The organism is Leifsonia shinshuensis, assembly GCF_013410375.1.
Taxonomy (GTDB): domain Bacteria; phylum Actinomycetota; class Actinomycetes; order Actinomycetales; family Microbacteriaceae; genus Leifsonia; species Leifsonia shinshuensis.
In genome coordinates this window covers 1886491-1908431 of sequence record NZ_JACCFL010000001.1, presented here as the reverse complement: position 1 = coordinate 1908431, position 21941 = coordinate 1886491, and the positions used below count along the sequence as shown (strand labels likewise).

The following is a 21941-nucleotide window of genomic DNA, read 5'->3' as shown; positions in this document are numbered from 1 at the left end:
GATCAGGCGAAGGCCTCCGGGGGCGGGCAGGCGCAGAACAGGTTGCGGTCGCCGTAGGCCTGGTCGATGCGGCGCACCGGGGGCCAGTACTTGTTCCGGACGAGCGTCGGCACCGGGTAGACGGCCTGCTCGCGGGTGTACGCGTGATCCCAGGTGGAGGTCGCGACCGATTCTGCCGTGTGCGGCGCGTTCCGCAGCGGGTTGTCGTCGGCCGGCCAGTCCCCCGCCGCGACCGCGTCGGCCTCGGCCTTGATCGCGATCATCGCGGTGACGAACCGGTCGAGCTCGGCGAGGTCCTCGCTCTCGGTGGGCTCCACCATGAGCGTGCCGGCGACCGGGAACGACATCGTCGGGGCGTGGAAGCCGTAGTCGATGAGGCGCTTGGCCACGTCGTCCACGGTCACGCCGGTCGCCTCGGTGAGCGGGCGGACGTCGAGGATGCACTCGTGCGCGACGAGCCCGTTGTCCCCCGCGTACAGCACCGGGAAGTGCTCGCGCAGCTTCGCGGCCACGTAGTTCGCGGCGAGCACCGCGGCGCCGGTGGCGTCCGCGAGGCCCTGCGCGCCCATCATCCGGACGTAGGCCCAGGAGATGGGGAGGATGCTCGGGCTGCCATACGGGGCGGCGGAGACCGGGCCTCCGCCGTGCTTGATGCGGCCGACCGGTCCGTCACTGTGCCCGCTCCCATTGGCAACCAGCACGTGCGTCGCGTCCTGCGCGAGCGGGTGCCCGGGGAGGAAGGGCGCGAGGTGCGCCTTCGCCGCCACCGGGCCGACGCCGGGGCCGCCGCCGCCGTGCGGGATGCAGAAGGTCTTGTGCAGGTTGAGGTGGCTGACGTCTCCGCCGAAGTCGCCGAACCGGGCGTAGCCGAGCAGCGCATTCAGGTTGGCGCCGTCGACGTAGACCTGTCCCCCGGCCTCGTGCACCGCGGAGGTGATGGCGACGACCTCGTGCTCGTAGACGCCGTGCGTCGACGGGTAGGTGATCATCAGCGCGGCGAGGGTGTCGGCGTTCGCGGCGATCTTCGCGCGCAGGTCGTCGAGGTCGACGTTGCCGAGCTCGTCGGTGGCGACCACGACGACGCTCATGCCCGCGAGAACGGCGGAGGCGGCGTTGGTGCCGTGCGCCGACTGCGGGATGAGGCAGACGGTGCGCTGGAGGTCGCCGCGCGAGCGGTGGTAGCCGCGGATGGCCAGCAGGCCGGCGAGTTCGCCCTGGCTGCCCGCGTTCGGCTGCAGCGACACGGTGTCGTAGCCGGTGACGTCGGCGAGCCAGCCCTCCAGCTGGTCGATGAGCTCGAGCGAGCCGGCCACGTCCGCCGCAGGGGCGAACGGGTGCAGCGCCGCGAATTCGGGCCAGGTCACGGCCTCCATCTCGGTGGCCGCGTTGAGCTTCATCGTGCACGACCCCAGCGGGATCATGCCGCGGTCGAGCGCGTAGTCGCGGTCCTGCAGCTGGCGGAGGTAGCGCATCATCGCCGTCTCCGAGTGGTGCGTGGAGAACACGGGGTGCGTGAGGAAGTCCGACGTGCGGGCGAGCGACGCCTCGAACGACGGCTCGGAGCCGAAGACGAGCTCAGGCTCGCCGTCGACCGTGCCGCCGAGAACCTCGATCAGGTCGCCGAGCGGGAAGACGCCGTCGCGCAGGTCGGCGGCGGTCTCCTCGTCCAGGCTGAGCGAGACCAGACCGGCGTCGACGGCGTGCAGGAGGAGGCCGCGCTCGTGGGCGCGCGCGACGACCGTCGCGGCGTCGTCCACCTCGGCCAGGAGGGTGTCGAAGTACGAGCGGGAGCGCAGCTCCACGCCTGCCGCGCGCAGCGCGTCCGCGACGGCGACGGTGGAGAGGTGCACATGCCTGCCGATCGCGCGCAGGCCGGACGGGCCGTGGTAGACCGCGTACATCGCGGCCATGACGGCCAGCAGCACCTGAGCGGTGCAGATGTTGGAGGTCGCCTTCTCGCGGCGGATGTGCTGCTCGCGGGTCTGCAGCGTGAGCCGGTAGGCGGGCTTGCCGATCGCGTCCTGCGAGACGCCGACCAGGCGGCCGGGGAGCTGGCGCTCCAGGCCCTTGCGGACGGCCATGTAGCCGGCGTGCGGGCCGCCGAAGCCCATCGGGACGCCGAAGCGCTGGCTGGTACCGACGGCGACGTCGGCGCCGAGCTCGCCCGGCGAGGTGAGCTGCGTGAGCGCGAGGAGGTCGGCGGCGGCCACGACGACCGCGCCGGCGGCCTTCGCCGTCGCGATGACCGCGGACGGGTCCCAGACCCGGCCCGAGGCGCCCGGGTACTGCACGAACAGGCCGAAGGCCTCCTGCAGCTCGGCGGCGTCGGCGGGGGTCGAGGCCAGGTCGAGCACCACGAGCTCGATGCCGACGGCCTCGGCGCGGTTGCGCAGCAGGGCCAGGGTCTGCGGGAACGTGTCGGCGTCCACCACGAACGTCGAGCCGGCGGCGGCCTTGGAGGCGCGACGCGCCAGCAGCATGCCCTCCACGACGGCCGTGCCCTCGTCCAGCATCGACGCGTTGGCGGTGTCCAGGCCGGTCAGGTCGGAGACCATGGTCTGGAAGTTGATGAGCGCCTCCAGGCGGCCCTGGGAGATCTCCGGCTGATACGGCGTATACGCCGTGTACCAGCCCGGATTCTCCAGGACGTTGCGCTTGATCACCGCCGGGGTGATCGTTCCGTAGTAGCCGAGGCCGATCAGGCTGCGGTTCACGGTGTTGCGCGCGGCGAGCGCACGCAGCTCGCGCAGCGCCGCCCGCTCGCTGATGGGCGCGGGCAGCGCGGAGACGCGGCCGGGGGCGGTGCGGATGGTGTCCGGCACGGCGGCGGAGACGAGGGCCTCCACGGAGTCGTACCCGAGGGCGGACAGCATGGATCGCTGCGCGTCCCCGTCGGTGCCGATGTGACGCGTCTGGAACTGGTCGCTCATGTCTCGCTGTTGCCTTACTCGCCCGTGAGGGCCTTGTACTCGTCGTAGGAGAGGAGGCCGTCCGGCAGCGCGCTGAAGGTCACCTTGATGAGCCAGCCCTCGCCGAACGGGTCGCTGTTGACCAGCTCCGGCGCGTCCACGACGGCCTGGTTGGCCTCGGCCACGGTGCCGTCCACGGGCGCGAAGAGCTCACCGACCGACTTCGTCGACTCGATCTCGCCCACCACCCGGCCGGCCGCGACGTCGCTGCCCTCCGCGGGCAGCTCGACGAACACGACGTCGCCCAGCTTCTCCGCCGCGTAGCTCGTGATGCCGACGGTCGCGGTGTCGCCGTCGACGAGGAGCCACTCGTGCTCGGCGGTGTACTTGAGGTCCTGCTCTGCGGCCATGGTCAGTGCTTCTTTCTGCTGTAGAAGGGGAGGGCGGTGACGGTGAACGGAAGGCTGCTGCCGCGCACGTCGACGTGCAGCTCGGTGCCGGGGCGGGCGAACTTCGGCGCGACGTAGGCCATGGCGATCGGCACGCCGATGGTCGGCGAGAGGGCGCCGGAGGTCACGACCCCGACCTCCTCCTCCGCGCCGTCGGCGGCCGGGGCGAGAACCGGGTAGCCCGCCCGGGCGGCGCGCTTGCCCTGGCCCATCAGGCCGACGAGCACACGCGCCTCGGGGTCCGGGCCCTCCTCGCTGGCGGCACGGCCGACGAAGTCGGTGTCCTTGGCGAGGTTGACGACGCGGCCGAGGCCGGCCTGGGCGGGCATCGTGTCGAGCCCGAGCTCGTGGCCGTAGAGCGGCATGCCGGCCTCCAGGCGCAGCGTGTCCCGGCTGGCGAGGCCCGCGGGGACGAGGCCCTGCTCCCGGCCGGCCTCCAGGAGGGCGTCCCAGAGGGCGCGCGCGTTGTCCGGTGCGATGTAGAGCTCGAAGCCGTCCTCGCCGGTATAGCCGGTACGGGCGACGAGCACCGGGTGGGTCTCGAACTCGGCCGGGATGCTCCAGTAGTACTTGAGGTCGGTGACCCGCTGGGCGAAGTCGTCGCCCTCGAGGTGGAAGCCAGGAGTCGCGAGCAGGATGCTGAGCGCGGCCGGCCCCTGGACAGCGATGAGCGCGATGTCGTCGCTCTCGTCGTAGACCTCCACGTCGAACGGGGCGGTGCGGTCGCGGAGCTCCTCGGCCACGGCTTCCCGGTTGGAGGCGTTCGCGACCACCATGTAGCGGTCGTCGCCGGTGCGGTACACGACCAGGTCGTCGAGGATGCCGCCGGCGCGGGACAGCAGCATGCTGTACTTCGCCTGGTCGAGCGCCAGGGACGAGAGCTTGCCGGCGAGCGCGTAGTCGAGCGCCTGCCCGGCCTCCGGGCCGATCAGGACGATCTCGCCCATGTGCGAGAGGTCGAACAGTCCGGCGGCGGTGCGGACCGCGTGATGCTCGGCGAGGTCGCTGGAGTAGCGCACCGGCATCTGCCAGCCGGCGAAGTCGGTGAAGGACGCGCCCGCGGCGGTGTGGGCGTCGTGCAGCGGGGAGGTGCGCTCCGGCGCGGCGGTCGCAGCGTCGTTGGTCGCTGTTCCGCCGGTCGCTGCGTCGTCGGTGTGGCTGTCGTGCGAGCTCATGAGTTCTCCGTTCGCCGGCCGTCGCCGGAGGGATGAACGGTAGCGCGCTGCGCGCTCCGTGTGAAGAACTCCCCCTCTGTCATCCGGCCTGAGAGTTTCACCCGGGCCGCTGCTGCGGTCGAGGCTTTCACCGTGGGCGAGGGCCAGCGTGCAGCCCTGCTTTTCAGAGTGGCCAGTCCGATGCGGTACGCGTACCTGAGAGATTGTCGGGGAGGATTGCTCCTTCGGTGCCGCCCGCTCGCGCGCGCGACTCTCCCGCATCGGCCTGAATGGCCCGGTATTCAGTTGACTTCGGCCAGCATAACGGGTCCGCACGCTGGCCGCGCGCGTGCGTGCCCGGGGCCGACTCGACCCCGGGCACGCGTGGAGCTCCCGGCCGCGATTGGAGCTCTCCGGCTAGGGCAGCGCGATCGCCGTCGCTCCGGCGGTGATCGTCGTCCAGGTGCCGCCGATCCCGTACTTGACCGCCGCGCCGCCCGCGGTCGAGAGGTACATCATGGTCGGGCCGCGACGGGGGTCGGAGTTGATCGACAGCTGCTGTGCCCCACTGACGACGCCCACCCAGGGCGCGTTCAGCGCGCCGGACTTGACGATCGCGTCGCCGTTGGACTGGATGACGCCCACGGTCGGTCCCGTCGACGGGTCGCTCGCCACGGCGATCGACGTCACACCGGACGTCAGCGTCAGCCACGGAGCGGAGATGCCGGTCTTCGCCCACACGACGCCGGTGGTGGAGAGCGCGACGATGGTCGGGCCGTTGACGGAGTCGCTGGCGACGGCCACGCGCACGGCCGGGCTCACCACAGGCACCCACCCGCCGAACAGACCGCTCTTCACGACCACCGAGTCGCCCATCACCGCGGCGACCGTCAGCCCGTGCACCGGATCGCTGGCGATCGAGACGTCGCTGACGCCCGACGTCAGGGTGACCCAGGGCGCGTTCAGCCCGGTCTTGGCGATCAACGTCCCGTCCTTCTGCAGGACGGCGAGCGACACCCCGGTGGTCTCATCCGCCGTCAGCGCGATCGCACGCGAGCCGGAGGTCTGGGTGGTCCAGGTGCCACCGAGGCCGTGCTTGCTCAGGACCGTTCCGTCCTTGGTCAGCACGACGACGACCGGGCCCGCGGCGGTCGACGCGACGGCGATGTCCTCGACACCGCCGGTCAGCGTGGTCCACGAGCCGTACAGGTCGTCCTTGGCGATCGCCGTCCCGCCGTCGGCGAGCACGGCGGCGTAGGTGAGCGCGCTGCTGTCGAGCGTGCCGCCCGAGCCCGTGCCGACGTACTTCTCGAAGTCGACGTTCACGCCGTTGATGCGGAGGACGATGTGCAGGTGCGGTCCGGTCGAGCTGCCGGTGTTGCCCGAGAGCGCGATGGTCTCGCCCTGCTGAACGCGCTGACCGACGCTCACGCGCAGCACGCTGTTGTGGAGGTATTCCGTCACGACGCCGCCGCCGTGGTCGATGCGCACGGCGTTGCCGCCGTCGCCCCACCACTGCGACATCGTGACCGTGCCGGCCCGGACGGCCTGGACGGACGTGCCGACCGGAACCGCGTAGTCGGTGCCGGGGTTGGCGGACCCGCGCCGTACATGGTCCGCGAAGTTGTCGGAGACGGTGCGCGATGCCGTCGGATAGATGTAGTCGGGAGCGGCCTGCGCCGGGACGGCGATGAGGCCGGAGAGGACGAAGGCGAACGCTGTCGCCGCGATGACCGCGAAGCGCCGGAGCGCTCGCGACGGGCGATGGGATGGTGCTGGTTTCATGATGGAACTGACGTTACTCATTGATATGTGAATTCTCAATTTCTCTAATACGTCAGATGCCCTGCCCCCTTGGGCCCACATTTTGCGTTCAGGTCACCATGACACTAAGATGGTCCGCAACTTAGGGTCACAGTGACCTTTAGTCGGACGGGAGGCCGCGATGGCCGAGCACGAACGCGCGAGTGCGATGCTCGCCGTCTCGACGGTCATCTTCGCGCTGCGCTCCGACGAGCTGACCGGCGGCCGGGCCCAGGTCTGGCTGCCGCTGGTCCGCCGCATCCGGGCGCCGTTCGAGGGATGCTGGGCGCTCCCGGGCGGCCCGCTCCGAGTGGATGAGGACCTCGCCTACGCCGCCGCCCGCACCCTCGCCGACACCACCGGGCTCGCCCCGCGCTACCTGGAGCAGCTCTACACGTTCGGCGACGCGGTGCGCTCCCCCGGCGATGAGCGCGTGGTGTCCATCGTCTACTGGGCGCTGGTGGGCAGCGCCGAGGCCGAGGCCGCGACCGCCGGCGAGAACGTCGGCTGGTTCTCCGCCGACGACCTGCCCGAACTCGCCTTCGACCACAAGCTGATCGTCGAGTACGCGCTCTGGCGGCTGCGCACGAAGATGGAGTACTCCCGGATCGCGCACGCCTTCCTCGGCGAGCGCTTCACCCTCGCACAGTTGCGCGAAGTGCACGAGGCCGTCCTCGGCCGGCCGCTCGACCCGGCCAACTTCCGGCGGACCATCGAGTCCTCCGGCGCCGTCGTCGCCACCGGCGACTACCTGACCGGCACCCGGCACCGGCCGCCGCGGCTCTACCGCTACAACGACTCGATCGACCTCGCCGACGCGGGGCCGCTCCCCCGGCAGCAGCCGCCTTTCGGCCTGCGCCAGAACCGCTCCACAGCAGAGCACCGTCCCACCCCGGAAAGCGAGCAGTCATGACCATCGCATCGGTCGACACCACCATCCAGCTCATCTCGAGCGGCAGCATCGACGGCGCCACCTGCGCCCCGGAGCTCGTCGACGGGCCCTGGCTGTTCGACTCCGCCCCGCCCTCGTACGGTCCCGGTGCGTCTCAGGACGACCCGATCCCCGCGTTCGCGCCGAAGCAGGGCGAGCTGCCCGAGGAGTACCGCACCGCCTCGAAGGAGGAGCTGGCCGAGCGCATCCGCGCAGCCAAGGCCACCCTCGGCGACCGCGTCGCGGTGATGGGCCACTTCTACCAGCGCGACGAGGTCGTGCAGTTCGCGGACTTCGTCGGCGACTCGTTCCAGCTCGCCAACTTCGCCAAGGCGCGCCCGGAGGCGGAGACCATCGTGTTCTGCGGCGTGCACTTCATGGCCGAGACCGCGGACATCGTGTCGCGGCCGGAGCAGAACGTCATCCTCCCGAACCTCGCCGCCGGCTGCTCGATGGCCGACATGGCCGACCTCGACTCCGTGCAGGAGTGCTGGGAGGCGCTGGAGGAGCTGTACGGCACCGAGCCGGACGCGGACGGCCGTGTCCCGGTCATCCCGGTCACCTACATGAACTCGTCGGCCGCGCTCAAGGCGTTCTGCGGCGAGCACGGCGGCATCGTCTGCACGTCGTCCAACGCGGCGACCGTGCTCCAGTGGGCGTTCGAGCGCGGACAGCGCGTGCTGTTCTTCCCGGACCAGCACCTCGGCCGCAACACCGCCAAGGCGATGGGCGTCCCGGTGGAGCGGATGCCGCTGTGGAACCCGCGCAAGCCGCTCGGCGGCAACGACGAGGCGTCGCTCGGCGAGGCGCAGGTCATCCTGTGGCACGGCTTCTGCTCGGTGCACAAGCGCTTCACGGTCGGCCAGATCGAGCACGCCCGCGCCGAGTTCCCCGGCGTCCGCGTGATCGTGCACCCGGAGTGCCCGATGGAGGTCGTGGACGCCGCGGACGAGTACGGCTCGACCGACTACATCGTCAAGGCGATCCAGGCGGCGCCGGCGGGCTCCACCTTCGCGATCGGCACCGAGATCAACCTGGTGCAGCGGCTGGCGGCGGAGTACCCGCAGCACACCATCTTCTGCCTCGACTCGGTGGTCTGCCCGTGCTCGACCATGTACCGCATCCACCCCGGCTACCTCGCCTGGGTGCTGGAGGGCCTGGTGCGCGGCGAGGTCGTGAACCAGGTCCGCGTGGCCGACGAGGTCGCCGTCCCGGCCCGGGTGGCGCTGGAGCGCATGCTCGCCGCCCGGCCGGACACGACGATGGCGGCCTGACATGGCCCGCGTCGTCGTCGTCGGGAGCGGGATCGCCGGGCTCGTCGCCGCGCTGCGGGCGGCCGAGCGCCACGACGTCACGGTCGTCACCAAGGGCGGCATCGCCGACGGGAGCACCCGGTACGCGCAGGGCGGGATCGCCGCGGCGGTGTTCTCCGACGACAGCGTCGCCGCCCACGTGGCCGACACACTGCGCGCCGGTGCGGGGCTGAACGTGCCGGAGGCCGTGGCGGCGCTCTGCGTCGACGGCCCGGCCCGGGTGCGCGAGCTGATCGCGCTCGGGGTGGCCTTCGACCGCGACGGGAACGGTCTCGCCCGAGGTCTGGAGGCCGCCCACTCCAGCGCCCGCGTGCTGCACGCGGGCGGCGACGCGACCGGGGCGGAGATCCAGCGGGCGCTCGACGCGGCCGTGGCCGCCGCGGGCATCCGGGTGGTGAGCGGGGCGTTCCTCCGCGACGTGCTCGTGACGGACGGCGCGGCCTCCGGGGTTGCGCTGCGGCTGGCCGACGGCACGGAGACCGAGCTCGACGCCGACGCCGTCGTGCTCGCCACCGGCGGCTGGGGGCAGCTCTACGCCCACACCACCAACCCGGCCGTCGCCACCGGCGACGGTGTGGCCGCCGCCTACCGGGCCGGGGCGCTGCTGGCCGACCTGGAGTTCACGCAGTTCCATCCGACCGCGCTGCGGCTCCCCGCCGCGGACGGCGGCTCGCGGACCTTCCTCGTGTCGGAGGCCGTGCGCGGTGAGGGGGCGGTGCTCCGCAACGCCCGCGGCGAGCGGTTCATGCTGGACGTCCACCCCGACGCCGAGCTCGCTCCGCGCGATGTGGTCGCCCGCGGGATCGCGGTGGAGATGGCGGCGCAGGACGGCCTCCCGGTCGTGCTCGACGCCACGGCGCTCGGCGCGGACTTCCTCGCGCGCCGCTTCCCCACCATCGACGCCGCCTGCCGCGCCGCCGGGATCGACTGGTCCCGCGAGCCGGTGCCGGTCACGCCCGCCGCGCACTACGCGATGGGCGGAGTGGTCACGGACATCCAGGGCCGCACGAGCGTCCCCGGGCTGTTCGCGGTCGGGGAGGTCGCCTGCACCGGCGCGCAGGGCGCCAACCGGCTGGCCTCCAACTCGCTGCTGGAGGGGCTGGTGTTCGCCCACCGCGCGGCCGAGGCGATCGGCGAGCCGTGGGCCGAGGCGCCCTCCTGGGCCGCAGCGCCCGGCCTCGCCGCGACGGCCGCGACCGAGCTCCCGGAGGGTGACGAGCCCTTCGACCGCGCCCGGCTGCAGTCGATCCTCTGGACCGGCGCCGGCCTGCACCGCGACCGTGCCGGCCTCGAACGCGCAGCGCGCGAGCTCGCCGCCTTCCGGATGCCGGAGCCCAGCGAGGACGCCGACCTGCTGCAGCTCGGCCGCCTCGTCGTCGCCTCCGCGCTCTCGCGCGAGGAGTCGCGCGGCGCCCACTTCCGCTCCGACTTCCCGCTGCCGGCGGCGGGCGCGCCCCGCCACACCGTGCTGGCTCCGCTGTCCGTTCCTACCGAGGTGACCGTTCCATGCTGACCCGCCAGACCATCCACGACGTCGTCCGGGCCGCCCTCGCCGAGGACGCGCCCTGGGGAGACCTGACCAGCGAGCTGCTCATTCCCGAAACGGCATATGCCACCGCGCGGCTCTCCGCGCGCGAGCCGGGGACGTTCTCCGGAGGCGCCGTGTTCGCCGCCGCGATGACGCTGACCGACCCGGCGATCGACGTGGAGCTGGCCGTCGCGGACGGCGACACGTTCGAGGCGGGCGACACCCTCGCGACGGTGAGCGGCCCCGCCCGCTCGGTGCTGCAGGGCGAGCGGGTGGCGCTGAACTTCGTGCAGCGGATGTCCGGCATCACCACCCTCACGGCGTCCTTCGTCGCGGAGGTCGCGCACACGTCCGCCCGCATCGTGGACACCCGCAAGACCACGCCCGGCCTCCGCGCGTTCGAGCGTCACGCCGTGCGCAGCGGCGGCGGCCACAACCACCGCTACTCGCTCTCCGACGCGGTGATGGCCAAGGACAACCACCTCGCGATCCTCACCGCGCAGTCCGGGGTGTCGGTGACCGACGCGCTCCGCCGGGTGCGTGCGGAGCTGTCGCACACGACGCACCTGGAGGTGGAGGTGGACCGCATCGACCAGATCGAGCCGGTGCTGGCCGCCGGGGTGGACACCATCATGCTCGACAACTTCACGCTGGACGAGCTGCGCGAGGGTGTCGCGATCGTCGGCGGCCGCGCGATCGTGGAGGCCAGCGGCAACGTCAGCCTGGCCACGGTCCGCGACATCGCGGAGACGGGCGTCGACGTGATCTCCTCCGGCGCGCTCACGCACAGCGTCCGCTCGCTCGACCTCGGCCTAGACGTGGTGCTGGAGAACGCATGACCGGACGGCGCTCATGACCGGCCTCTACCTCGACGCCGCCGCGACCTCCGCGGTCCGCCGCGAGGTCCTGGAGGCCATGTGGCCGTACCTGACGGGCGACTTCGGCAACCCGTCCAGCCACCACGCCGTCGGGGAGTCCGCCGCGCGCGCCCTGGCCGCCGCACGGGCGACGGTCGCGGAGTGGCTCGGCTGCCGGGCCTCCGAGATCGTCTTCACCTCGGGCGGGACGGAGGCCGACAACCTCGCGATCAAGGGGATCGCGCTGGGCGCGCCGCGCGGCCGGCACATCGTCACCACACCGATCGAGCACGAGGCCGTGCTGGCCTCCGTGGACTACCTGGTCCGCGTGCACGGCTTCGAGGCGACGTACGTGCCGGTCGGGCGCGACGGGCTGGTCTCCCCCGACGACGTCGCGGCGGCGCTGCGGCCGGACACGACCCTCGCGAGCGTGATGCTCGCCAACAACGAGGTGGGCACCGTCCAGCCGATCGCGGAGCTCGCGGCCCTCGCCCACGCCCAGGGCGTGCCGTTCCACACCGACGCGGTGCAGGCGGCGGGCTGGCTGCCGCTCGACGTCCGCGAGCTCGGCGTCGACGCGCTCAGCGTGTCCGGGCACAAGATCGGCGCTCCCAAGGGGATCGGCGCGCTGTTCGTCCGCGGCCGGCTCCCGCTGGAGCCGGTGCTGCACGGTGGAGGCCAGGAGCGCGGCCGCCGGTCCGGCACCGAGAACGTCGCGGGCGCCGTAGCGCTGGCGACGGCGGCACGACTGGCCATGCGCGACCGGGAGGCCAACGCCGCCCGGTCGACCGCGGCGCGCGACGCGTTCACCGCGGCGGTGCTGGCGCAGACGCCCGGGGCGGAGCTGACCGGCCACGCGGCCGCGCGCCTGCCAGGCACGGCCTCCTTCGTCTTCCCCGGGACCAACGGCGAGACCGTGCTGCTGGAGCTGGAGCGCCGCGGGATCGTGTCCTCCAGCGGCTCGGCCTGCGCGGCCGGCAGCGAGGACGCCTCGCACGTCCTGCTCGCGCTCGGCTACGACGAGGACGTCGCCCGCACCGCGGTCCGGTTCTCCTGGGGCCCCGACGTCAGCGAGGACGCCCTCGTCGCCGTCGCGCCCGCCGTCGCCGAGGCGGTCGGCGAGGTGCGCGGTCTCGCCTCCTGACATTCGTCACGAATGTCCACTTCGGCGACGCCAAACGCGACATTCGTCACGAATGTCGAAAATCTGCGCGCCGTTTATTCCGGGTTACGCGGAGAGTGAACGGGCGGATGTTTCACCGGCTGGAAACCCACGGTGTCGGGGGTGGTGGATAGTGTGGACCGGTGACTGAGAAGACCTCACCTGGGCCTCGCGCCGACGCCATCGAGACCGGAGCGCCCCGTCAGTCCGAGGGGGAGACCAGCGCGGCCCGGCCGCGCATCGAGCCGCGCGATCAGCGCGTCATCTGGCTGCTGCTGGCGGCCACCTTCGTCGTGATCCTCAACGAGACGATCATGAGCGTCGCCATCCCGAAGCTGATGGACGACCTCCACATCGACGCGCTCGCCGCGCAGTGGCTCTCCACCGCCTTCATGCTGACGATGGCGGTCGTCATCCCGATCACCGGCTTCCTGCTGCAGCGGTTCACCACCCGCCAGGTCTTCATCACCGCGATGTCGCTGTTCTCGCTCGGCACCCTGGTCGCGGCGATCGCCCCGGGCTTCAGCATCCTCGTGGTCGCCCGGGTGATCCAGGCCTGCGGCACCGCGATCATGCTGCCGCTGCTGATGACCACGCTGATGACCCTGGTGCCGCCGGCGCTGCGCGGCCGCACGATGGGCAATGTCTCGATCGTCATCTCGGTCGCCCCGGCGATCGGCCCGACGATCTCGGGCGTCATCCTCAACTTCCTGGCCTGGCGCTGGATCTTCCTGATCGTCCTGCCGATCGCGGTCGTGATGCTGCTGATCGGCGTCAAGTTCGTCGAGAACGTCACCGAGACCCGCAAGAGCCGGGTGGACGTGCTCTCGGTCATCCTCTCCGCGTTCGGTTTCGGCGGCCTCGTCTACGGTCTGACGCTGAGCGGCGAGACCGGCCCGGCGGCGGCCGGCAACGGACCGATGCTGTGGGGCTCGCTCGCCGTCGGCGTGGTGGCCCTGGCGGCGTTCATCACCCGTCAGCTGCTCCTGCAGCGCAAGGACCGCGCGCTGCTCGACCTCCGCACCTTCCGCAGCCCGATCTTCACGGCCGCGATCGTGCTGATGGCGATCACCACGGCGTCGCTGTTCGGCGTCATCATCGTCCTCCCGCTCTATTTGCAGCACGTGCTGCACCTCGACGTGCTCGGCACCGGGCTGCTCCTGCTGCCCGGCGGCCTGGTGATGGGTCTGGCGGCGCCGTTCGTCGGCCGCCTCTACGACCGCGTCGGCCCGCGCCCGCTGGTGATCCCGGGCGCGATCCTGGTGAGCCTGGTGATGTGGTCGCTCACGATGGTGACCGAGACGACGCCGGTCTACCTGGTGCTCATCGCCCACATCACGATGAGCCTCGGCCTGGCGCTCATGTTCACGCCTCTCTTCACCGCGGGGCTCGGCGCGGTTCCCCCGCACCTGTACTCGCACGGCAGCGCCATCCTCGGCACCATCCAGCAGGTCGGCGGGGCTGCGGGAACGGCCCTCCTGGTGGCGGTGCTGTCGGCGCAGACGGCGGCCCTCGCGGCGGGCGGCGCGTCGCTCGACGCGGCGACCGCCGGCGGCATCCGCGCGGCGTTCTTCGCGGCGGCGATCATCTCGGTCTTCGGGGTCGTCGGGTCGTTCTTCGTCGGCAAGCCGGCGGACGCGCCGTCGGAGGCGGCCTTCGCGCACTGAGGCCTCCCCCGGCCGCGCGTCCCACCTCTGGCACCCGGGGTCTGGCGGTGGCACCATGAGTCCCGCGACCTGCACTCTGGCGACCGGCGAGGAGGAGACATGGCCATCATCGAGACGGTCGACCCCGGCGAGGCGACCGGCGACGTCGCGGAGATCTATGCGAAGGACGAACGCGATCTCGGCTACGTCGCCGACTACACGCGCGTGATGGCGGTCAATCCCGAGGCGTACCGCGCCTGGGAACAGCTCGTCCGGGCGATCGTCGCCCAGCTCGGCGTGCGGCGCTTCGAGCTCGTCACCCTCGCCGCCGCGGAGGGGACGCACTCGCAGCACTGCCGCCTCGCCCACGGGCGGAAGACCCTCGCCGTCATGGACGCCGAGGAGGTGGAGGCCGTCGCCGGGGACTTCCACGACGCCGGGCTCAGCGAGGCGGAGGTCGCGATGATGGAGTACGCGAAGCGCGTCAGCGAGGACTCCGCGGCCATGACCGAGGCGGACTCCCTGCGCCTGCGCGAGCTCGGCTTCACCGACCGCGAGATCGTCGACATCACGCTGGCCGCCGCGGCGCGCAACTACTTCAGCCGCGCCATCCAGGCGCTGGCCGTCTCGGTGGAGGTCCCACCCGGGATCAGCGACAGCCTGCGCGGCGCGCTGCTGGCGCCGCTGTGAGCGCCGAGGAGGCCGGGTCGGCCGAGGAACTCCCGCCTGTCGAGCGGGAGATCGTCCAGGATGTGACGCTCGCCAACCCGCGCCCGGTGGGACGCATCCAGACCCGCCGCATCACGATGCAGCCGGGGGTCGTCGGCGGCCTGCACCTGCACAACGGCCCGGTCGTCGGATCGATCGAGCGCGGCTCCGCCATCTACCAGGTGGAGGGCGGACCTGAGCGGATCCTCGAGGTCGGCGACGCCTTCTTCGAGGAGGAGGGCGCCCGGATCGCCCGCTTCGACGCCGGGCCGGAAGGCGTCGTCTTCCTCGCCCACTTCCCCGTCGGCACCGACGAGGAGCCGACGCTCACGATGCTCTAGGAGATCGCATGGTGTACCGCGTCAAGCGCGTCTACGACCCGCCCGCCGTCGAGGACGGCCTCCGCGTGCTGGTCGACCGGCTCTGGCCGCGCGGCCTCACCAAGGAGAAGGCGAAGGTGGACCTCTGGCTCAAGGACGTCGCGCCCTCCACCGAGCTGCGGCGCTGGTTCCACCACGAGGCGCTGCTGTTCGACGAGTTCACGGCCCGGTACGACGCGGAGCTCGACGCGAACCCGGCGGTGGCGCAGCTCCGCGAGCTCGGCGACACGCATCCCGTCGTCACCCTGCTGGTCGGCGCGCGCGACCCGGAACTGAATCAGGGGGTGGTGCTCGAGAGGTATCTCGAGCACCACCCCCGGTGACGGCAACCACAGCCGTCGGCGCCGGCCGCGCCCGGTTCAGACGGCCGGCGCCAGCTCCCGGAGCTCCTCGCGGTCCTCCCGCTCCGCCTCGTCCACCAGGAACCAGGTGTAGGCGGGGATGGTCAGGAAGGTCGGGAACTCCTCCGCCAGCGACACCTCGGCCAGCAGCTCGGCGGCGTCGTCGAAGCGGTCCGCCGCTCCCGCGGCGCGTGCGGCGGAGCTGAGCCGCATGCATTCCTCGGCCAGGATCCCGGCGACGAGCGCGCGGTCCACCGGCGTGCCCTCGGCGGTGACGACCCGGTTCTCGATCCACTGGCGCAGCAGCGAGCGGGAGATCTCCGCGGTCGCGGCGTCCTCCATCAGCCCGTCGATCGCGACGGCGCCGGTGCCGCGCAGCCACGCCTCGATGTAGCGGAGGGCGACCGAGACGTTCGAGCGCACGCCCGCGTCGGTGACCGTGCCGCCGGCCGACGTGATGTCGAGCAGGTCGGCGGCCGTGACGTGCACGTCGTCGCGCAGCCGGCCGACCTGGTTCGGCCGGTCGCCGAGCACCGCATCGAACTCCGCGAGCGCGGTGGGGATGAGGTCGGGGTGGGCGACCCAGGTCCCGTCGAAGCCGTCGCCGGCCTCCCGGCGCTTGTCGTCCGCGACCTGCGCGAGGGCGCGCTCGGTCGCCTCGGCATCGCGGCGGTTCGGGATGAAGGCGCTCATCCCGCCGATCGCGTGCGCGCCGCGCTTGTGGCACGTCGCGACCAGCAGCTCGGTGTACGCCCGCATGAACGGGACGGTCATCGTGATGCCGCTGCGGTCGCCGAACGCGAAGCGCTTGCCGCGGCCGAGGAACGTCTTGATGATCGAGAAGATGTAGTCCCAGCGGCCGGCGTTCAGGCCGGCGCAGTGGTCGCGCAGCTCGTAGAGGATCTCCTCCATCTCGAACGCGGCCGGGATGGTCTCGATGAGGACCGTCGCCCGCACCGTGCCGACCGGCATGCCGATCCGCTGCTGGGCGAAGACGAAGATGTCGTTCCACAGCCGCGCCTCCAGGTGCGACTCCAGCTTGGGCAGGTAGAAGTACGGCCCGCGGCCCGACGCGACCAGCTCTTCGGCGTTGTGCCAGAAGTACAGGCCGAAGTCGGTGAGGGAGGCGCTGGCCGGGGCGGTGCGTCCGGCCCGGTCGGTGAAGGCGAGGTGCTTCTCCACCAGGTGCCAGCCGCGCGGGCGCATCACGATCGTGGGCGTGTGCTCGTGCGGGGTGGTGACCCGGTAGTCCTTGCCCTCGGGGCTGGTGAAGGCGAGCTGCCCGCGGACCGCGTCGTAGAGAGTGCGCTGGCCGCCGACGACGTTCGCCCAGGTCGGGCTGGTGGCGTCCTCCTGGTCGGCCAGCCAGACCCGGGCTCCCGAGTTGAGGGCGTTGATCGCCATCTTCGGGTCGGTCGGGCCGGTGATCTCCACGCGGCGATCCTCGAGGCCCGGGCCGGCGCCGGCGACGCGCCAGTGCGGGTCCTCGCGGATCGTCTCAGTGGCGGAGAGGAAGCGCGGGTCGCGGCCGTTGCCGGCCTCCGAGCGCCGGCGCTGGCGCTCCAGCAGGAGCTCCTGGCGGCGCGCGGCGAAGGCCTGGTGCAGGTGGTCGACGAAGGCGAGCGCCTCCGGGGTCAGGATGTCTTCGGTCCCGTCGACGCGGGGACCGGTGATCTCGATCATGGTCGTTGTCCTTTCGTTCGTGTCCGCGGGTGTGTTCGGTCCGGGCGGATCAGAACTGGTGCTGTTCGGTGGAGCCGACGAGGGCGAGGGTGGCGCTGTCGGGGTTGAGCGCGGTCGCGATGCGGTCGAAGTAGCCGGTGCCGACCTCCCGCTGATGGCGGGTGGCGGTGTAGCCGGAGCTCTCGGAGGCGAATTCGGCCTCCTGGAGGTCCACGTACGCGCTCATCTGCCGGTCGGCGTAGTCCTTGGCGAGCGTGAACATGGAGTAGTTGAGGGCGTGGAAGCCCGCGAGGGTGATGAACTGGAACGCGTAGCCCATCGCCGCCAGCTCGCGCTGGAACCGGGCGATCGTGGCGTCGTCCAGGTGCTTGCGCCAGTTGAACGACGGCGAGCAGTTGTAGGCCAGCTTCTTGCCGGGGAACTGCGCGTGCACCGCCTCGGCGAACCGGCGCGCGAGCTCCAGGTCGGGCTCGGCCGACTCCACCCAGAGCAGGTCCGCGTACGGCGCGTAGGCGAGGCCGCGGGCGATGACCGGGTCGATGCCGTTGCGCACCTCGTAGAAGCCCTCCGCGGTGCGGGTGCCGGTGAGGAACGGCCGGTCGCGCTCGTCGTGGTCGCTGGTCAGCAGCGTCGCGGCGAGCGAGTCGGTGCGGGCGATCACGATCGTCGGGACACCGGCGACGTCGGCGGCGAGCCGTGCGGCGTTGAGGGTGCGGATGTGCTGCCCGGTCGGGATGAGCACCTTGCCGCCCATGTGGCCGCACTTCTTCTCGCTGGCCAGCTGGTCCTCCCAGTGCACGCCCGCGGCGCCGGCCTGGATCATGCCGTGCATGAGCTCGTACGCGTTGAGCGGGCCGCCGAAGCCGGCCTCCGCGTCGGCGACGATCGGCGCCATCCAGTCGGACACCGGGCCGTCGGTGCCCTCCACCTGGCCGGCACGCAGCAGCGCGTTGTTGATCCGGCGGACGACCGCGGGAACCGAGTTCGCCGGGTAAAGGCTCTGGTCGGGGTAGGTCTGGCCGGACAGGTTGGCGTCGGCCGCGACCTGCCAGCCGGAGAGGTAGATGGCCTCCAGGCCGGCGCGGACCTGCTGGACGGCCTGGTTGCCGGTGAGGGCGCCGAGCGCGGCGACCCACTTCGCGTCCGGACCGTCGCCCTCGCGCTGGATGAGCTCCCAGAGCCGCTGGGCGCCGCGGCGGGCGAGCGTCTGCTCCTCGCGCACCGGGCCGCGGAGCGCAACCACGTCCTCGGCCGTGTAGTCGCGGCGGATGCCGGACCAGCGCGGGTCGGCGTCCCACTCGAGGCGGAGCTCGGCGGCGGTCTGCGTGGTGTCGCCGGGACGGGCTGCGGTGTTCATGTCGTGACCTCCATCGGTCGGATCGGATGACACGATCGTGGCCCCGCCGCAACAGGTCTGGAGAAGATCCGTCGACAGAAATTCACGGGTTCTTCTGTTTGCTAGAACTTCGCCGGAGTGTCACCATGGCCTGCATGACCGACACCGCTGTCCGGATCGACGACGAGCCGATGGGAGCCGACGCGCTCACCCTCGGCCGTCGTGTGCGCGCGTTCCGCCTGGAGAGGGCGATGACCCTGGAGGCCCTCGCCGCCGCGATCGACCGGGCGCCCTCCCAGGTCTCCGCGATCGAGAACGGCAACCGGGAGCCCCGCCTCGCGCAGCTGCGCGCCATCGCCGCCGCCCTCGGCGTGACGGTGGACGACCTCCTCGCCCCCGACGCCCCCGACGAGCGCGCCGCCCTGGAGATCGCGGTCGAGCGTGCGCAGCGCGGACCCGTGTTCGGCGCCCTCGGCATCGAGCCGGTGCGCGTGTCCAAGGCGGTCCCGGACGCGACGCTGAAGGCGATCCTGGCCCTGCACCAGGAGGTCGCGCGCCTGCACAAGGAGCGTGCCGCGACCCCCGAGGAGGCCCGCCGCGCCAACGCGGAGCTGCGCGCCACCATGCGCGCCAGGGACAACTACTTCGCCGACCTGGAGGCCATCGCCGCCGACCTGCTGTCGGTCGTCGGCCACTCCGGCGGGCCTGTCTCGCACCAGACCGTGGCAGACATGGCCGACCACCTCGGCTTCTCGCTGCACTACGTCGGCGACCTCCCGCACTCCACCCGGTCGGTGACCGACAAGCGCAACGGCCGCATCTACCTGCCGACCGAGCAGTCGGCCTCGCGCGACTCCCGCTCCCCCATCCTGCAGGCCTTCGCCTCCCAGCTCCTCGGCCACGACGAGCCCGGAAATTACGCCGACTTTCTGCGCCAGCGCGTGGAGACCAACTACCTGACCGCGGCGCTGCTGCTGCCGGAGAAGGATGCGGTCGCGTTCCTCACCGAAGCCAAGAACTTCCGCCGCATCTCGATGGAGGACCTGCGCGACGCCTTCGCGGTCTCCTACGAGACCGCCTGCCATCGCTTCACCAACCTGGCGACCGCGCGGCTCGGCATCCCGGTGCACTTCATGAAGGTGCACGAGTCCGGCACCATCATCAAGGCCTACGAGAACGACTCGGTGGCGTTCCCCTCCGACGCCCTCGGCGCGATCGAGGGCACCCCGGTCTGCCGGAGCTGGACGGCCCGCACGGTCTTCGACGTGGCCGACCGGTTCAGCCCGTACTACCAGTACACCGACACCCCGCGCGGGACGTTCTGGTGCACCTCCCGCATCGAGAAGGCCAAGGAGGGCGACTACTCGGTGAGCGTCGGCGTGCCGTTCGCGCACGTGAAATGGTTCCGCGGCCGCGAGACCACCCACCGCGCGGTGTCGCGCTGCCCGGACGAGTCGTGCTGCCGCCGCCCGTCCGGGGCGCTGGCCGAGCGCTGGGAGGGCATGGCGTGGCCGGCGGCGCGCACGCCCACGTCGCTGCTGGCGGCGCTGCCGACCGGGACGTTCCCCGGGGTGGACTCGACGGAGGTGTACGACTTCCTGGAGCGGCACGCGCCGGCGGACGGGTGACGCACGCTCCGCGGCTGAAAGAATTCACAGCTCCGCATCTTTTCCGCCCTGCAGGCCTTTGACAAACGCCCCCATTCACTAGCATCTCCCTGTGCGTGACCGTGCTCACCCACGCCAGGAGGACAGGGTGAAGACCCCCCATCGCATCGCGCTCATCGCCGCACTGCTGACGGCCGCAGGGGGCGTGGCCGCCGCATCGCCCGCCGCCGCCGACTCCGCTCTCGTCATCCACGGCACGATCAGCCTCGGCGACGCCTCCCATCCCGCCGCCGCAGGCGAGGCACGCGTGAGCCTGGTGGGCACCTACCTCGACACGAGCGTCCAGCCGGTCGGCAGCCCGGTCCTCACCGATGCCTCCGGCGGGTATTCGTTGACGACGACGACCCCGTACACGGGCGAGAACCTCGAACTGCGCGTCGAGTACCTCGGCGCGGGAGGCTACCAGTCCGTGTACGGAAACCGGGCGCACTACGTCGGCCTCCCCGGCGAAGGCGAAGACCTGTCGCGGCTCCCCGGGCCCGACATCGCGTTCGATCAGACACTCCCTCTCCCGACGACGATCACGGGCAGGATCCTGACCACGGCCAACGCGGCCCCACCGGTCGGATCGGTGACGGCGAGCCGTTCCGACGCGCACCAGTGGTTTTCCGCGCACCCGGACCAGGCGCCGCCCGTGAAGACGCTCGCCGATGGCACCTATACGATCACTGGCCTGCTCCCCGGCGTGTACAGCCTGGTGTTCGACGTCTCGGCGAGTTCGAGCTCTGGATACCGGGTGACCGACACCCGGCCGTTCACGGTCGACACGTCCGGCGGTTCGGTGGCCGCACCGGACCAGGTGGCCTACGGACAGGCCTACATCGGCGCGGGCTTCCAGTGCCCGCGCTGCTCCAACGCCTCGGGATCGATCATCGGCGACTCCCAGCTGCTCCAGGTCGAGCCCGACGGCTCGGAGACCGTCGTGCAGCGCCGGGCGGACTACATCGGCTCGTATGGCACCTACGGCTTCCAGACGTTCCCGGGCACCTACCGGGTCATGGAGTACATCGGCGGCCAGCCGGAAGCGGGAGCGTTCTGGTCGGACCCGATCACCGTCGGAGAGTACGACTCCGTCACACCGACGACCACGCTCACCCTGCCCGCCACCACGCGCCTGGCCGGCGCCGATCGGTACGGAACGTCGGCCATGATCTCCGCGAACACCCTGTCTGCGTCCTCGCGCTACGATCCCGGCGTCGGCACGGTCTTCGTCACGAGCGGCCAGAACTTCCCCGACGCCCTCTCAGCAGTCCCGGTGGCCGGCTCGCTCGGCGCGCCGCTCCTCCTCGTCCCGCAAGGGTTCGTGCCGGCCGCGATCGGCAATGAGCTCACGCGACTCCATCCTGGTCGCATCGTGATCGTCGGCGGCACGGCGTCCGTCTCGGACAGCGTCGCGACGACCCTGTCGAGCTACGTTTCGTCGGCCGCCGATGTCGTCAGGGTCTACGGCGGCGACCGCTTCGCCACCTCGCGCGCGGTCACGGAGTTCGGCTTCCCGACCGGATCGAAGACCATCCTGCTCGCGTCCGGCTGGGCGTTCCCGGACGCGCTCTCTGCCGGTGCAGCCGCGACCTCCAAGCACGCGGGCGTGCTCCTGGTGGACGGGCGCGGTTCCAGCCCGGACGCGGCCACGGTGGCCGAGCTGAAGCGAACGGGCGTCACCAACGTGGAGATCGTCGGGGGGCCCGCCGCGATCTCCTCCGGATTCGAGGCCGGCCTGTCGGCCATCCCGGGCCTGACCGTCACGCGCGTCTACGGCGCGGACCGGTTTGCGACCTCGGTCGCCATCACGGCCGACGCATTCCCCGGTCTCAACAGCGCCCAGGCGGATGTCGTCGGTGTCTTCCACGAGCACGACACAGCCGTGATCGCGTCCGGGCTCAATTTCCCCGACGCCCTGGCGGGCGCCGCGCTCGCGGGACGGATGGGAGCGCCGCTGCTGATCGCGACCCAGGCCTGCGTTCCCCCGGACGCACTGTCGGCGGTCGAGTACCTCGGCGTGAAGACCGCGGTCCTCATCGGTGGAACGGCATCGCTCTCGTCGGGACTCGACACCCTCACCACCTGTCGCTGA

General features: G+C 71.8%; 17 protein-coding genes and 2 riboswitches. Of the genes, 11 read left to right on the top strand and 6 right to left on the bottom strand.

From position 1 onward, the window contains the following. Positions 1 to 2: 2 nt before the first annotated feature. The 4 genes from gcvP to HNR13_RS09320 form a co-directional block, all read right to left on the bottom strand. On the bottom strand, positions 3 to 2930 hold the full coding sequence (gene gcvP, locus HNR13_RS09335; RefSeq protein ID WP_179605498.1) for an aminomethyl-transferring glycine dehydrogenase: 2928 nt from the start codon (positions 2928 to 2930) through the stop codon (positions 3 to 5). 14 nt (positions 2931 to 2944) lie between these two features. Beyond that, a complete protein-coding gene (gcvH, locus tag HNR13_RS09330; protein WP_179605497.1) occupies positions 2945 to 3319 on the bottom strand; it encodes a glycine cleavage system protein GcvH in 375 nt (124 codons plus the stop codon). Between the two features lie 2 nt (positions 3320 to 3321). Further along, a complete protein-coding gene (gene gcvT / locus HNR13_RS09325) occupies positions 3322 to 4533 on the bottom strand; it encodes a glycine cleavage system aminomethyltransferase GcvT (protein ID WP_179605496.1) in 1212 nt (403 codons plus the stop codon). 69 nt (positions 4534 to 4602) lie between these two features. Then, positions 4603 to 4705: riboswitch (glycine riboswitch) on the bottom strand. Between the two features lies 1 nt (position 4706). Next, positions 4707 to 4801: riboswitch (glycine riboswitch) on the bottom strand. A gap of 128 nt (positions 4802 to 4929) precedes the next feature. Further along, on the bottom strand, positions 4930 to 6297 hold the full coding sequence (locus HNR13_RS09320; RefSeq protein ID WP_179605495.1) for a M23 family metallopeptidase: 1368 nt from the start codon (positions 6295 to 6297) through the stop codon (positions 4930 to 4932). Between the two features lie 160 nt (positions 6298 to 6457). On the opposite strand from HNR13_RS09320, the gene HNR13_RS09315 reads away from it, so the two are divergent. The 9 genes from HNR13_RS09315 to HNR13_RS09275 all read left to right on the top strand — a co-directional run bounded on the left by HNR13_RS09315 (position 6458) and on the right by HNR13_RS09275 (position 15163). Beyond that, a complete protein-coding gene (locus tag HNR13_RS09315) occupies positions 6458 to 7228 on the top strand; it encodes an NUDIX hydrolase (RefSeq protein ID WP_179605494.1) in 771 nt (256 codons plus the stop codon). After that, complete coding sequence (nadA, locus tag HNR13_RS09310) at positions 7225 to 8520, top strand: quinolinate synthase NadA (RefSeq protein WP_179605493.1); 1296 nt, start codon at positions 7225 to 7227, stop codon at positions 8518 to 8520. Before HNR13_RS09315 ends, nadA begins: the two co-directional genes overlap by 4 nt. A gap of 1 nt (position 8521) precedes the next feature. Further along, positions 8522 to 10072, top strand: a complete 1551-nt coding sequence (gene nadB / locus HNR13_RS09305; RefSeq protein ID WP_179605492.1) for an L-aspartate oxidase — start codon at positions 8522 to 8524, stop codon at positions 10070 to 10072. Then, positions 10066 to 10926: a carboxylating nicotinate-nucleotide diphosphorylase gene (nadC, locus tag HNR13_RS09300; RefSeq protein WP_179605491.1), complete on the top strand. Its 861-nt coding sequence runs from the start codon at positions 10066 to 10068 to the stop codon at positions 10924 to 10926. Before nadB ends, nadC begins: the two co-directional genes overlap by 7 nt. Before the next feature lie 13 nt (positions 10927 to 10939). Further along, positions 10940 to 12088, top strand: a complete 1149-nt coding sequence (locus tag HNR13_RS09295) for a cysteine desulfurase family protein (RefSeq protein WP_179605490.1) — start codon at positions 10940 to 10942, stop codon at positions 12086 to 12088. Positions 12089 to 12288: 200 nt separating this feature from the next. Next, positions 12289 to 13773 (top strand): MDR family MFS transporter, encoded by a 1485-nt coding sequence (locus HNR13_RS09290; protein ID WP_179609295.1) that lies wholly within the window; start codon positions 12289 to 12291, stop codon positions 13771 to 13773. A 99-nt stretch (positions 13774 to 13872) separates the two neighbouring features. Next, positions 13873 to 14442 (top strand): peroxidase-related enzyme, encoded by a 570-nt coding sequence (locus tag HNR13_RS09285; RefSeq protein ID WP_179605489.1) that lies wholly within the window; start codon positions 13873 to 13875, stop codon positions 14440 to 14442. Beyond that, positions 14439 to 14801: a cupin domain-containing protein gene (locus tag HNR13_RS09280; protein ID WP_179605488.1), complete on the top strand. Its 363-nt coding sequence runs from the start codon at positions 14439 to 14441 to the stop codon at positions 14799 to 14801. The genes HNR13_RS09285 and HNR13_RS09280 overlap by 4 nt, the downstream gene beginning before the upstream one ends. 8 nt (positions 14802 to 14809) lie before the next feature. Then, positions 14810 to 15163, top strand: a complete 354-nt coding sequence (locus HNR13_RS09275; RefSeq protein ID WP_179605487.1) for a DUF488 domain-containing protein — start codon at positions 14810 to 14812, stop codon at positions 15161 to 15163. 36 nt (positions 15164 to 15199) lie between these two features. On the opposite strand, the gene aceB is transcribed toward HNR13_RS09275, so the two are convergent. Together aceB and aceA are read right to left on the bottom strand one after the other, a co-directional pair. Continuing rightward, positions 15200 to 16864 (bottom strand): malate synthase A, encoded by a 1665-nt coding sequence (gene aceB / locus HNR13_RS09270; protein WP_179605486.1) that lies wholly within the window; start codon positions 16862 to 16864, stop codon positions 15200 to 15202. Between the two features lie 49 nt (positions 16865 to 16913). Further along, entirely contained in the window at positions 16914 to 18221 is a 1308-nt protein-coding gene (gene aceA, locus HNR13_RS09265) for an isocitrate lyase (RefSeq protein WP_179605485.1), read from the bottom strand. Between the two features lie 134 nt (positions 18222 to 18355). Between aceA and HNR13_RS09260 the strand changes: the two genes are divergently transcribed. Then, positions 18356 to 19828, top strand: coding sequence for a helix-turn-helix transcriptional regulator (locus HNR13_RS09260; protein WP_179605484.1), 1473 nt, complete (start codon positions 18356 to 18358; stop codon positions 19826 to 19828). 127 nt (positions 19829 to 19955) lie between these two features. Further along, a complete protein-coding gene (locus HNR13_RS22025; RefSeq protein ID WP_179605483.1) occupies positions 19956 to 21941 on the top strand; it encodes a cell wall-binding repeat-containing protein in 1986 nt (661 codons plus the stop codon).

What these genes read in the sequence shown, in the direction of transcription:
- aceB (WP_179605486.1), bottom strand. Translation starts at nt 16,864, where the DNA reads ATGATCGAGATCACCGGTCCCCGCGTCGACGGGACCGAAGACATCCTG.
- nadB (WP_179605492.1), top strand. Translation starts at nt 8,522, where the DNA reads ATGGCCCGCGTCGTCGTCGTCGGGAGCGGGATCGCCGGGCTCGTCGCC.
- HNR13_RS09285 (WP_179605489.1), top strand. Translation starts at nt 13,873, where the DNA reads ATGGCCATCATCGAGACGGTCGACCCCGGCGAGGCGACCGGCGACGTC.
- HNR13_RS09275 (WP_179605487.1), top strand. Translation starts at nt 14,810, where the DNA reads ATGGTGTACCGCGTCAAGCGCGTCTACGACCCGCCCGCCGTCGAGGAC.
- gcvT (WP_179605496.1), bottom strand. Translation starts at nt 4,533, where the DNA reads ATGAGCTCGCACGACAGCCACACCGACGACGCAGCGACCGGCGGAACA.
- nadA (WP_179605493.1), top strand. Translation starts at nt 7,225, where the DNA reads ATGACCATCGCATCGGTCGACACCACCATCCAGCTCATCTCGAGCGGC.
- gcvP (WP_179605498.1), bottom strand. Translation starts at nt 2,930, where the DNA reads ATGAGCGACCAGTTCCAGACGCGTCACATCGGCACCGACGGGGACGCG.
- aceA (WP_179605485.1), bottom strand. Translation starts at nt 18,221, where the DNA reads ATGAACACCGCAGCCCGTCCCGGCGACACCACGCAGACCGCCGCCGAG.
- gcvH (WP_179605497.1), bottom strand. Translation starts at nt 3,319, where the DNA reads ATGGCCGCAGAGCAGGACCTCAAGTACACCGCCGAGCACGAGTGGCTC.
- HNR13_RS09295 (WP_179605490.1), top strand. Translation starts at nt 10,940, where the DNA reads ATGACCGGCCTCTACCTCGACGCCGCCGCGACCTCCGCGGTCCGCCGC.
- HNR13_RS09315 (WP_179605494.1), top strand. Translation starts at nt 6,458, where the DNA reads ATGGCCGAGCACGAACGCGCGAGTGCGATGCTCGCCGTCTCGACGGTC.
- HNR13_RS09260 (WP_179605484.1), top strand. Translation starts at nt 18,356, where the DNA reads ATGACCGACACCGCTGTCCGGATCGACGACGAGCCGATGGGAGCCGAC.
- nadC (WP_179605491.1), top strand. Translation starts at nt 10,066, where the DNA reads ATGCTGACCCGCCAGACCATCCACGACGTCGTCCGGGCCGCCCTCGCC.
- HNR13_RS09320 (WP_179605495.1), bottom strand. Translation starts at nt 6,297, where the DNA reads ATGAAACCAGCACCATCCCATCGCCCGTCGCGAGCGCTCCGGCGCTTC.